Source organism: Rhodococcus sp. NPDC059234 (assembly GCF_042754225.1).
Taxonomy (GTDB): Bacteria; Actinomycetota; Actinomycetes; order Mycobacteriales; family Mycobacteriaceae; genus Rhodococcus_G.
In genome coordinates, this window is the sequence record NZ_JBHZAH010000140.1 from 1 (window position 1) to 11,458 (window position 11,458).

The window sequence follows — 11,458 nt, forward strand, 5'->3', positions numbered from 1 at the left end:
ACGCCGGCATCGTCCATGCCATTCACGTGCCCGGCTCGATCTTCCACTCGTCGGCACTGACGCAGCTCGGTGGTGAGCCGCAGGGCATCCACCGCGCGATGATCTAGGCCTCGACGCGACGAATCGAGTCACTGCGCCGAATGCAGCGACCGCCCACCGGCGGTCGCTGCATTCGGCGCTTCACGGTGACGAGGTGAGCTGCGTTCCCGCCGCCCCGGTCCGCAGGGCCTCCGCCGCCACACTCGGCAGGCCGGCCAACCGTCGGTGCATCGACGACGCGATCCGTTCCCCCTGCAGCCGGGCGCGGTCGGCTGTCGGTCCGGCGAACATCTCGCCGACGGCGCCGTGCCACAACGCCAGCCAGCGCTCGAAGTGCTCGGCGTGCAACGGGTGCTGTTCCTGCACGCGCAGGTGCACGCGCATCGCGCTGCCGCGGTAGGTCCCGGCCCCGAACAGGATCGTCTCCCAGAAGTCGCACATCACCGGCAGGTGCGCGTCCAGCCCCTGCTCGCGCACCTCGGTGAACGGCTCGGCCAGCAGCTCGTCGACCAGGGCGCGGCCGTAGAACCGGCGCAGCAGCGCCTCGATGTCGGCACGGGTCGCAATGTCCGCCGGCATGGCGCGGACCTCCTCGGACGGGGCCGGCGGGCAGCCGGGCTGGGCAGAAACGGCAGTCGCCATTCTCGCGGTCCGACCCGCGCGTCACGTCCGAGTGTGCGGACTCTCACTCCCGTGCGCCGGCACCCGACTCCGCGAGCGTGTCCGACCGGTGAGCGCGCGTCCCGACGTGCGCCTCGGCGCGCATCCTCTCGACCATGTGCGGGTAGTGCAACTCGAACGCCGGGCGCTCGGACCGGATCCGGGGCAGCTCGGTGAAGTTGTGCCGCGGCGGTGGGCAGGTGGTGGCCCACTCGAGCGAGTTGCCGTAGCCCCACGGGTCGTCGACGGTGACGACCTCGCCGTAGCGGTAGCTCTTGAAGACGTTCCAGATGAACGGCAGCGTCGACCCGCCGAGGATGAAGGCACCGATCGTGGAGATCGTGTTGAGGGTGGTGAACCCGTCCGAGGGCAGGTAGTCGGCGTAGCGGCGGGGCATGCCCTCGGCACCCAGCCAGTGCTGGACCAGGAACGTGGTGTGGAAACCGATGAAGGTGGTCCAGAAGTGCCACTTGCCGAGCTTCTCGTCCATCAGGCGCCCGGTCATCTTCGGGAACCAGAAGTAGATGCCGGCGTAGGTGGCGAACACAATGGTGCCGAAGAGCACGTAGTGGAAGTGCGCGACGACGAAGTAGGTGTCGGTGACGTGGAAGTCGATCGGCGGGCTGGCCAGCAGCACGCCGGAAAGGCCCCCGAACAGGAACGTGACGATGAAGCCGACCGAGAACAGCATCGGCGACTCGAAGGTCACCTGGCCCTTCCACATGGTGCCGATCCAGTTGAAGAACTTCACGCCGGTCGGGACCGCGATGAGGAACGTCATGAAGGAGAAGAACGGCAGCAGCACCGCGCCGGTGGCGTACATGTGGTGCGCCCACACCGCGATCGACAGCGCCGCGATGGACATCGTCGCGAACACCATGCCCGTGTACCCGAACAACGGCTTGCGCGAGAACACCGGAATGACCTCGGTGATGATGCCGAAGAACGGCAGCGCGACGATGTACACCTCGGGGTGGCCGAAGAACCAGAACAGGTGCTGCCACAACAGGTTGCCGCCGTTGGCCGGGTCGAAGAGGTGAGCACCGAGGTGCCGGTCCACGAACACCCCGAGCAGCGCCGCGGTGAGGATCGGAAACGCGAGCAGCACCATGATCATCGTGATGAAGATGTTCCAGGTGAAGATCGGCATCCGGAACATCGTCATGCCGGGCGCGCGCAGGCAGATCACCGTGGTGATCATGTTGACGCCACCGAGGATGGTGCCGACGCCCGCGACCGCCAGACCCATGATCCACAGGTCCGCGCCGACGCCGGGCGAGTGCACCGCGTCCGTGAGCGGGCTGTAGGCGGTCCAGCCGAAGTCGGCCGCGCCGCCGGGGGTGAGGAATCCGGACATGGCGACCAGCGCGCCGAAGAGGTACAGCCAGTAGCTCAGCGCGTTCAGCCGCGGGAACGCGACGTCGGGAGCGCCGATCTGCAGCGGCAGGATGTAATTCGCGAAGCCGAACACGATCGGTGTCGCGTAGAGCAGCAGCATCACCGTTCCGTGCATGGTGAACAGCTGGTTGAACTGCTCGTTCGACAGGAACTGCATGCCGGGAAGCGCGAGTTCGGCGCGCATCAGCAGCGCCATGAGGCCGCCACCGAGGAAGAACGCAATCGACGTGACCAGGTACAAGATCCCCAGCACCTTGGGGTCGGTGGTGGTCACCATCTTGTAGAGGGCCGTGCCCTTGGGTCCCAGCCGCGCGGGATACGGCCGAGTGGGGCGGACACCGAGATCCGGGTTCGGTCGCACCGCCGTCATAGCGCACGCCCCCGCGGACCCGGCCGACCGGCCGGCGGCGGTGTCGACCGACGACAACTGACGAACTTCGCGACCGGATGCGGCATGGTGCCCCCTCGGTTGACCGATTCGCACTCGCTCCCAAGTAAACACCGATCAGCACCGTCACGGGCCACGATCACCACGCCCGGGGCCGACGCCCTCCCCTTGCGGAAGTACGGCCGTGACGTCCACCGGCCCCGCGTCAGTAAAGATTCCATTACAGGGCGCGGCGGCCGCCCAAAGCGCGCAGTTCGCAGCACTCACGACATAGGGTCGACAACTATGACGAACGCGGGTGAACCGGGAGCCGGCACATCGACCGCCGCCTCCCCCACCATGATCTCGATGAGCGCGGTGCAGAAGCACTACGGCGATCTGCACGTGCTGCGGGACATCGAACTCGAGGTACCGACCGGTCAGGTCGTGATCGTGCTCGGACCGTCCGGTTCCGGCAAGTCCACCCTGTGCCGCACGATCAATCGCCTCGAACCGGTCGACTCGGGCACCATCATGGTCGACGGCAAGGCGCTGCCCGCCGAGGGCAAGGCGCTCGCCGCGCTGCGCGCCGACGTCGGGATGGTCTTCCAGTCCTTCAACCTGTTCGCGCACAAGACGATTCTCGAGAACGTCATGCTCGCCCCCGTGAAGGTGCGCAAGACGAGCAAGGCCGAGGCGAAGACACGGGCGCTCGAACTGCTCGAGCGCGTCGGCATCGCCAACCAGGCCGACAAGTACCCGGCGCAACTGTCCGGCGGTCAGCAGCAGCGCGTGGCGATCGCCCGGGCGCTCGCGATGAACCCCAAGGTGATGCTGTTCGACGAACCCACCTCGGCGCTCGACCCGGAGATGGTCAGCGAGGTGCTCGACGTGATGACCACCCTCGCCAAGGAGGGCATGACGATGCTGGTGGTCACCCACGAGATGGGCTTCGCCCGCAAGGCCGCCGACCGCGTGATCTTCATGGCCGACGGGGCCATCGTGGAGGACACCACCCCGGACGCCTTCTTCACCGCGCCGAAGACCGACCGCGCCAAGGACTTCCTCAGCAAGATCCTCGGGCACTGAACGACAGGGCAATCCGGTGAGACTTCGAAAGACAATTCCGGGAGTGGCGGCGCTCCTCGCAGCCGTGCTGACGCTGTCCGCGTGCGGCAGCAGCGAACCGCGCGACGTGCTCGCCGACGCCGCCGGCGGCCACCTGACCATCGGCACCAAGTTCGACCAGCCCGGACTGGCGCTGCGCGAGCCGGACAAGACCATGACCGGGTTCGACATCGAGGTCGCCAAGTACATCGCGAACTACCTGGGCGTCCCCGAGAGCGGCATCACCTGGCGCGAGGCACCGTCCTCGCAACGCGAGACGCTGATCAAGAACGGTGAGGTCGACTACGTCGTCGGCACCTACTCCATCACCGACAACCGCAAGAAGGTCATCGACTTCGCCGGCCCGTACTACGTGGCCGGCCAGTCGCTGCTGGTCCGCGCCGACGACGACTCGATCACCGGCGCCGAGTCGCTCGAGGGGGGCAAGAAGCTCTGCTCGGTGGCCGGCTCCACCCCGGCGCAGAAGATCAAGAAGTCGTACCCGGGCGTGCAGCTGCAGCAGTTCGACAGCTACTCCTCCTGCGTCGAGGCCCTGCACCGCGGCAAGGTCGACGCGCTCACCACCGACGACATCATCCTCGCCGGCTACGCGGCCCAGTACCCCGGCGAGTTCAAGCTCGCCGGCAAGCCGTTCACCACCGAACTCTACGGTGTCGGGCTTCCCAAGGGCGAGACCGAAGCCCGGATGAAGATCAACGACGCGATCACCCAGATGATCGACTCCGGCGCCTGGCAGGCGGCGCTCGAGAAGACCATGGGCCAGTCCGGCTACCCTCTGCCACCGCCGCCGACCGTCGACCGCTACTGACCACCGCATCCAAGGGAGGTGAACATGGGACACCTGCTCGACACGTACGGCCACCAGTTGGTCAGTGCCTTCTGGACCACGATCCAGCTCACGTTCTGGGCCGCGATCGGCTCGCTCGTCTGGGGAACCCTGCTCGCGGCGATGCGGGTCTCCCCCGTGCCGATCCTGCGCGGATTCGCGACCGCGTACGTCAACATCGTCCGCAACACCCCGCTCACCCTGATCGTGATCTTCGCGTCGGTCGGGCTGTACCAGAACCTCGGCGTCGCGTTCGCCCCTGCGGGCGACCCGGCGTTCATCGACCACAACAACTTCCGCCTCGCCGTGCTCGCGTTCATCGTGTACACCTCGGCGTTCGTCTGTGAGTCGCTGCGGTCGGGCATCAACACCGTGCCCGTCGGACAGGCGGAGGCATCGCGGTCGCTGGGCCTGACGTTCAGCCAGGGCATCCGACTGGTCGTGCTGCCGCAGGCATTTCGCGCCGTCATCGCGCCGCTAGGCAGCGTGCTGATCGCGCTGACCAAGAACACCACCATCGCGTCGGTCATCGGCGTCGCCGAGGCCTCGCTGTTGATGAAGACGATGATCGAGAACGAAGCGGATCAGTTGTTCGTGGTGTTCGCCATCTTCGCCATCGGCTTCATGGTGTTGACCCTGCCGGTCGGGTTCCTGTTCGGTTACCTCGGCAAGCGGATGGCGGTGAAGCGATGAGCGCGCAGGCGAGCGTCCTGTACGACATTCCGGGCCCGCGCGCCCGGATCCGGAACCGGCTCACCGCGATCGTGTTCGGGGTCGTCCTGATCGCGGTCGCGCTGTACGTGATCCGGGTGCTGGCCCAGAACGGGCAGTTCGAGGCGGACAAGTGGTCGCCGTTCCTGGACCGCTTCACCTGGACCACCTATCTGCTGCCGGGCCTGAAGGGGACGCTGATCGCGGCGGGGTTGTCGATCGTGTTCGCCCTGATCCTCGGCGCGGTACTCGGCACCGGCAGGCTCTCCGACCACCGCTGGGTGCGCGCGGTGAGCGGGGCGGTCGTCGAGTTCTTCCGGGCTATCCCGGTGCTGATCCTGATGATCTTCGCGTACCAGGCGTTCGCGCAGTACGGCATCTTCCCGTCCAGCCAGCTCGCGCTCGCGGCGGTGGTCGTCGGGTTGACCCTGTACAACGGGTCGGTCATCGCGGAGATCCTCCGAGCGGGCATCCTGTCGCTGCCGAAGGGGCAGACGGAGGGCGCCGTCGCCCTCGGCCTGCGAAAGGGACAGACGATGCGGATCGTCCTGCTGCCGCAGGCGATCACCTCGATGCTGCCGGCGCTGGTCTCGCAGATGGTGGTCGCGTTGAAGGACTCGGCGCTCGGTTACCAGATCGGCTACGTCGAACTCATCCGCAGCGGGCAGCAGGCGGCCTCGTACTACCGCAACTTCTTCGCGGCGTTGGTCGTGGTCGGCGTGATCATGATCGTCATCAACTTCACGCTGTCGAGTTTCGCGACCTGGCTCGAGAAGCGGCTGCGTACCCGCCACCGGGGTGGCCGGCCGCCGGTCGCTCCGCTGGACACCGACGTCATCGAGGGCGCGCCCGGCATCGACGACATCATGGACTTCACCGACAAGCGGACCGCCTGACCGCCGGGCGCCGCAGTCCCCCACCACAACCGACCGACCCCGCCCGGATGGCGTCCCGGCGGGGTCGGTCGCGGTGGGCGGGGGTCAGTCGGCCGGAAGTCCGTCGGTGTCCGTACCCGCCTGTGCGAGTGCGGTTTTCACCACGTCGAAGGCCATGCCCTGCGAGTAGCCGCGGCGGGCGAGCATCGACACCAGCCGGCGCACGACGCGGTCGCGTTCGCTGCTGCGCCCGCCCGCACCGTCCGCCTCGAACTCGAGCGACAGGGTGCGGAGCTTGCGTTGCACCAGTTCGGTGGCGCGGTCACGCTCGTCGTCGCCGTCGATCTGGTCCAATGCGAGCGCGGCGACCTCCGGTGCCACGCCCTTGGTGCGCAGCTCCATCGCCAGCGCACGCTTCCCCTTGCCGGAGAACGTGTGCCGCGAGTGCACCCATTGCGCGGCGAAGGACGCGTCGTCGATCAGGCCGACCTCGGTCAGGCGGTCGAGCACCCGCTCGCTGACGTCCTCGTCGTATCCCTTGTCCGCGAGCTTCTTCGACAGTTCCGCGCGGCTGCGCGCCCGGTCCGTCAGGAGGCGCAGGCACAGGTCCTTGGCCTGCACCTCCTGAGCGGCGGGGGTCCGGGGCTCCGCGCCGTCGGGCCGCGCAGCGGATCGAGACGCCACGGGTCTAGAAGTCGGCCGGGGCCGCGTCCTCGGCCGTCACGTCGGCGCCGATGCCGAGCTTCTCCTTGATCTTCTTCTCGATCTCGTCGCGAATGTCGGTGTTCTCCAGGAGGAACTTGCGGGCGTTCTCCTTGCCCTGCCCCAGCTGGTCGCCCTCGTAGGTGAACCAGGAACCCGACTTGCGGATGAAGCCGTGCTCGACACCCATGTCGATCAGCGAGCCTTCCTTGCTGATTCCGTGACCGTAGAGGATGTCGAACTCGGCCTGCTTGAACGGCGGCGCCATCTTGTTCTTGACCACCTTGATGCGGGTGCGGTTACCGACCGCATCCGAGCCGTCCTTCAAAGTCTCGATTCGCCGGATGTCCATCCGAACCGACGCGTAGAACTTGAGCGCCTTACCGCCGGTGGTGGTCTCGGGCGAGCCGAACATCACGCCGATCTTCTCGCGCAACTGGTTGATGAAGATGACGGTGGTTCCGGAGTTGCTCATCGCTCCCGTGATCTTGCGGAGCGCCTGACTCATCAGGCGGGCCTGCAGGCCGACGTGACTGTCGCCCATCTCGCCCTCGATCTCGGCGCGGGGCACCAGCGCGGCCACCGAGTCGACGACCAGGATGTCGAGCGCGCCCGAACGGATGAGCATGTCCGCGATCTCGAGCGCCTGCTCACCGGTGTCCGGCTGGGAGACCAGCAGCGCGTCGGTGTCCACGCCGAGCTTCTTGGCGTAGTCCGGGTCGAGCGCGTGCTCGGCGTCGATGAACGCCGCGATGCCTCCGTTGGCCTGCGCGTTGGCGACCGCGTGCAGAGCCACCGTGGTCTTACCGGAAGACTCCGGACCGTAGATCTCGATGACGCGACCGCGCGGCAGACCACCGATGCCAAGGGCCACGTCCAGCGCGATCGACCCGGTCGGGATCACCGCGATGGGCTGACGCGACTCGTCCCCGAGGCGCATCACCGAACCCTTGCCGAAGTTCTTGTCGATCTGCGCCAGTGCGAGCTCGAGCGCCTTGTCGCGGTCGTGTGCCTGTGGTGCCATCGGGTTCTCCTTAGTCAGCGACTCGTCGAAACTTCGGTCTCGAGAATCTAGGTCTCGGCAGCGTCCGGGTGAAACTGTTCTGCGATGCCGTCACCGTAGAGCGGGGTACCGACAAACTTCGCCGACACGGCCTGACGAACACATCAAGCATAGGGGAACACCTGTTCGAGTCAACTGTCCGCCCCGGCGAGTCGCGGCACAGCGCGAGCCCTCACCAGCGGCTACGCGGCACGTCGAACTCGGAACACAGGGCACGCCAGACCTCACGGGGGTCTCGGCCCGCCTCGATCGCCTGCGCGGCCGTCATTCCGCCCATGCTCAGCAGGACGTGGTCCACCAGCAGCGATTCTCCGTAGAGCCGGCCGAACTCGCCGTGCACCAATTCGTTGAACTCGGTCAGTCGCACAACGCCACGGTATCGCGACCGCTCAACCGACCGCCGCCCTGCACACCGCCACCGGATCGGCCACCTCGGCGATCGACTCCGCGGCCCGCGCGGCGGCCGCTCCGAACGCCGGATCGTCGAGCACTCGCAGCACCGCCTCCCGCAGGGCATCGGCGCCGAGGGGCCGGACCACCACCGCGCTCCCCTGCCGCGCCGCCCGGTTCGCCAGTTCCCACTGGTCGCCGCCACCGGGCACGACCGCCGCGGGCAGGCCCGCGAGCAGCGTCTTGGCCAGCATGCCGTGGCCGCCGCCGCAGACCACCGCCGAGGCGTTCGCGAGCAGGGCATCCTGGCGACCGAGGCCGGCCCGCGCCCAGGACGGCAGGTCGGCGGGCGGGGTGTCGAGCATCGAGGCGACCACCCGCACCCCGGCACCGTCCAGTGCCGTCAGCGCGGTCTCGAGCATCCCCTCGGCGCCGGTGAACGCGGTCGACGGGGCGATCATCACCAGCGGATCGTCGCCGGGCGGCGGGTCGAGCAGTTCGGCCGTCGGCTCCCACAGCAGCGGGCCCACCACGTGCGCGTTCTCCGGCCAGTCCGGCCGCGGCACCTCGAGCGCGGGCAGCGTCGCGATCAGCCGCGCGACCGGCCCCGGGTCCTCGGCGGGCAGCCCCACGGTGACCCGGGCCGCGGAGCGCTGTCGCAGGCCCTGCTTGATCGAACGACCGGTCGCCGCCCGCATCATCGCGTCCCGGGCCCGACCACGCACGCCCTCCCCCGGCGCGAGACCGCTGCCGATCGGCGGCAGGCCCTTCGACGCGGCGTAGAGCGGGTGCGGGGACAGCTCGACCCACGGCACGTCGAGCCGCTCGGCCGCCATCCCGCCACCCGCGGTGAGGATGTCGGAGACCACCAGGTCGGGCAGCATCGCGCTCAGGTCCGGCAGCAGCTCGGTGGAGATGTGCGCGGCCCGCGAGTGGATCCGCTGGCCCGCGTCGAGATCGTCGTCCTCCGGTCGCGGCGCCAACCCCTTGAGCTTGCGTGCGGTGAGACCGGCCGCCCGGGCGGGCCCGAGCCAGCGGTCACCGGTGAACAGCACCGGATCTTCGCCCGCGGCAGCCAGTTTCAGGCACAACGCGATGGCGGGGATGGCATGGCCGGGATCGGGTCCGGCGACGACGGCGACTCGCATCCGATCAGGGTGCCACAGGCCCCGCTTCAGCCCGCCACGAGCGGGCGCAGCGCGGCCCCCGCCAGTTCGACGATGCCGGGCTGATGACCGTTGGCGACCAGGTTCACCACGATCCCGTCGACGCCGTGGTCGAGGACTCGGGTCTGGATCTGCTCGGCCACCTCGTCGGGACTGCCGACGAACTGACGGTCGGTCGCGGCCGCGCGATCGGCGTCGGAGAGCAGCGACAGGTCGACGCCACGCGAGAGCAGGAACTCGCGCTGCAGCTGACGGGCGCGATCGCCGTCCTCGTCGATCATCACGAACGCAAGGAAACTCGTCTCGAGGGTGTCGCGGTCGCGGCCGGCCTCCGCGCAGCGCTGCGCGAGGGCGTCGAGCTTGCGGGGCAGTTCGGCGGCGTTGCAGATGATGTTCAGGTGGTCGGCGTAGCGGGCCGCGTAGCCGAACGTCTTCTTCTCGCCGCCCCCGCCGAGCAGGACCGGCAGGTCGTCGCGGATGCGGGGCTCGTTGATCGCCGTCTCGGTCCGGTACCACTTGCCCTCGACGGTCGGCCGTTGTCCGCGCAGCATCGGGACGATGATCTCGAGCGCCTCACCGAGCCGCTCGAACCGCTCGGTGAAGGTGCCGAACTCGTAGCCGAACTGGTTGTGCTCGAGCTCGAACCAGCCGGCCCCGATGCCGAGCACCGCGCGCCCGCCGCTGACCACGTCCAGGGTGGTGACGGTCTTCGCCAGCATCGGCGGGTTGCGGTAGGTGTTGCCGGTGACCAGCGCGGACAGCTGGATCCCGGTGGTGGCCATCGCGAGTCCGGAGAGGGCCGTGTACGCCTCGAGCATCGGCTCGTCGGGTTCACCGATGCCGGGCAGTTGGTAGAAGTGATCCATCACGAAGGCGGTGTCGAATCCGGCCGCCTCGGCCTCGCGCGCCTGGGCGACGACGGTCGGGAACAGCTCCCGCACCGGCGTCCCGTAGCTGAAGTTGGGCATCTGGTAACCAAGTCGAATGGCCATGTCGCCCAACGCTACTCCGGATCGGCCGGACCCGTCGTCGCCCGCGAGGTATGCGAGGTATGCCCGGCCCGGTCAGAACTCCATGCCGGCGTCGGCACCCATCGTCATCGTGGTGTTCGCGCCGTCGAGGCATTCCCGGACGATGTCCGCGTGCCCGGCGTGCTGCGCGGTCTCGCGGAGGATGTGCATCAGGATCTTGCGACCACTCCACCACTGGCGTTCGGGCGACCACGGCGCGGTCGGCAGGGGCACAGGGACGTCGAGGTCGAGTTCCCGGACGGCGGCCTCGGTCTCCCTGGCCGCGGCCTCGTAGTCGGCGAGCAGGGCCTCGAGCGTCTCGTCGGGTCCGACCGTCCAGGACCGCGTCCCCTCGGCCATGTCGAACTCGGCGTCCTCGTCGCGCTCGACCATGGTGCGAACCCAGCCCCGCTCGGTGCCGGTTACGTGCTTGAGCAGGGTGATCAGCGTCAGTTCGCTGGCCGTGGACCGGGTCCGCGCGCCGGCCTCGTCGAGACCGCGGTAGGTGATCAGGAACGTGCTGCGCTGCTCGGCGAGGAGGTCGAGAATGTCGGACTGCTGTGTGGCGACCATGACTGTGGGGTCCCTTCGTTCGATGTCGGCAGGGATCACGCTACGAGCAATAGCGGTCAGAAACGGTCCTCAATTGTTCCGGAATCGCGGTCAATCCGCGGCGACCGGGTCGTCGTCGGCGACGGACTCGGGCATGCCGGTGCCGTAGCGGTCGAGCACCGCCGCCACCCGGGCACCCCACCGCTCGTGCGCGGACTGCCGCGTCACCCCCGCCGCGCGGCCGATCACCGCCCACGTCACGCCCGATCCACGCAGAACGATCACCGTCTCGACACCGTCCAGGCCCGCCCCGAGTTCGAGGCGCAGGCAGGCGAGCTGCCAGGCGAGCTGTCGCCGCGCCGGCAGGTCGGTACCGGCCTCGGCCTCCCACTCCGGCGTGCCCGGCAACGGGCCGACGCCGACGATCTCGTCCGCCTGCCTGCCCACCTCGGCCATCGCGACCACCGTCACCGCGGGCACGCGGTGCGCAATGTCCGCGGTCAATGCCATCTCGACCAGGTCGTCCATCACCCCTCCTTCGTCAGGGCTATCCTGACATCCATGTCAGGAT

At 68.5% G+C, this 11,458-nt stretch carries 13 protein-coding genes; 4 read left to right on the plus strand and 9 right to left on the minus strand.

What is annotated here, in order from left to right; translation table 11 throughout:
• Nucleotides 1–180: 180 nt before the first annotated feature.
• Nucleotides 181–618 carry a group III truncated hemoglobin gene (locus tag ACFXGJ_RS21725; protein WP_378624611.1) on the minus strand — a complete coding sequence of 146 codons (438 nt, stop codon included), beginning with the start codon at nucleotides 616–618 and terminating at the stop codon, nucleotides 181–183.
• A 106-nt stretch (nucleotides 619–724) separates the two neighbouring features.
• Nucleotides 725–2,467, minus strand: a complete 1,743-nt coding sequence (gene ctaD / locus ACFXGJ_RS21730) for a cytochrome c oxidase subunit I (RefSeq protein WP_378624613.1) — start codon at nucleotides 2,465–2,467, stop codon at nucleotides 725–727.
• 357 nt (nucleotides 2,468–2,824) lie between these two features.
• On the opposite strand from ctaD, the gene ACFXGJ_RS21735 reads away from it, so the two are divergent.
• The 4 genes from ACFXGJ_RS21735 to ACFXGJ_RS21750 are packed head-to-tail and all read left to right on the plus strand — an operon-like array spanning nucleotide 2,825 to nucleotide 6,025.
• Nucleotides 2,825–3,553: an amino acid ABC transporter ATP-binding protein gene (locus ACFXGJ_RS21735; protein ID WP_378624645.1), complete on the plus strand. Its 729-nt coding sequence runs from the start codon at nucleotides 2,825–2,827 to the stop codon at nucleotides 3,551–3,553.
• Nucleotides 3,554–3,569: 16 nt separating this feature from the next.
• Nucleotides 3,570–4,400, plus strand: coding sequence for a glutamate ABC transporter substrate-binding protein (locus ACFXGJ_RS21740; protein ID WP_378624615.1), 831 nt, complete (start codon nucleotides 3,570–3,572; stop codon nucleotides 4,398–4,400).
• Nucleotides 4,401–4,424: 24 nt separating this feature from the next.
• On the plus strand, nucleotides 4,425–5,111 hold the full coding sequence (locus ACFXGJ_RS21745) for an amino acid ABC transporter permease (protein ID WP_378624617.1): 687 nt from the start codon (nucleotides 4,425–4,427) through the stop codon (nucleotides 5,109–5,111).
• Complete coding sequence (locus tag ACFXGJ_RS21750) at nucleotides 5,108–6,025, plus strand: amino acid ABC transporter permease (RefSeq protein ID WP_378624619.1); 918 nt, start codon at nucleotides 5,108–5,110, stop codon at nucleotides 6,023–6,025. Before ACFXGJ_RS21745 ends, ACFXGJ_RS21750 begins: the two co-directional genes overlap by 4 nt.
• Nucleotides 6,026–6,109: 84 nt before the next feature.
• Here the strand turns inward: ACFXGJ_RS21750 and recX are convergent, their stop codons facing one another.
• From recX to ACFXGJ_RS21785, 7 genes are all read right to left on the minus strand, one after another.
• Nucleotides 6,110–6,688: a recombination regulator RecX gene (gene recX, locus ACFXGJ_RS21755; RefSeq protein WP_378624622.1), complete on the minus strand. Its 579-nt coding sequence runs from the start codon at nucleotides 6,686–6,688 to the stop codon at nucleotides 6,110–6,112.
• A gap of 4 nt (nucleotides 6,689–6,692) precedes the next feature.
• Nucleotides 6,693–7,730 carry a recombinase RecA gene (gene recA / locus ACFXGJ_RS21760; RefSeq protein ID WP_378624625.1) on the minus strand — a complete coding sequence of 346 codons (1,038 nt, stop codon included), beginning with the start codon at nucleotides 7,728–7,730 and terminating at the stop codon, nucleotides 6,693–6,695.
• 211 nt (nucleotides 7,731–7,941) lie between these two features.
• The gene (locus ACFXGJ_RS21765; protein WP_378624628.1) at nucleotides 7,942–8,136 is read right to left on the minus strand and encodes a DUF3046 domain-containing protein; all 195 of its coding nucleotides are present in this window, start codon (nucleotides 8,134–8,136) and stop codon (nucleotides 7,942–7,944) included.
• A gap of 22 nt (nucleotides 8,137–8,158) precedes the next feature.
• Nucleotides 8,159–9,307: a glycosyltransferase gene (locus ACFXGJ_RS21770; RefSeq protein ID WP_378624630.1), complete on the minus strand. Its 1,149-nt coding sequence runs from the start codon at nucleotides 9,305–9,307 to the stop codon at nucleotides 8,159–8,161.
• A gap of 26 nt (nucleotides 9,308–9,333) precedes the next feature.
• Nucleotides 9,334–10,317: an LLM class F420-dependent oxidoreductase gene (locus ACFXGJ_RS21775; protein ID WP_378624634.1), complete on the minus strand. Its 984-nt coding sequence runs from the start codon at nucleotides 10,315–10,317 to the stop codon at nucleotides 9,334–9,336.
• Between the two features lie 72 nt (nucleotides 10,318–10,389).
• Nucleotides 10,390–10,908: a DinB family protein gene (locus tag ACFXGJ_RS21780; protein WP_378624639.1), complete on the minus strand. Its 519-nt coding sequence runs from the start codon at nucleotides 10,906–10,908 to the stop codon at nucleotides 10,390–10,392.
• A gap of 90 nt (nucleotides 10,909–10,998) precedes the next feature.
• A complete protein-coding gene (locus ACFXGJ_RS21785) occupies nucleotides 10,999–11,415 on the minus strand; it encodes a hypothetical protein (protein WP_378624642.1) in 417 nt (138 codons plus the stop codon).
• Between the last annotated feature and the right edge of the window lie 43 nt (nucleotides 11,416–11,458).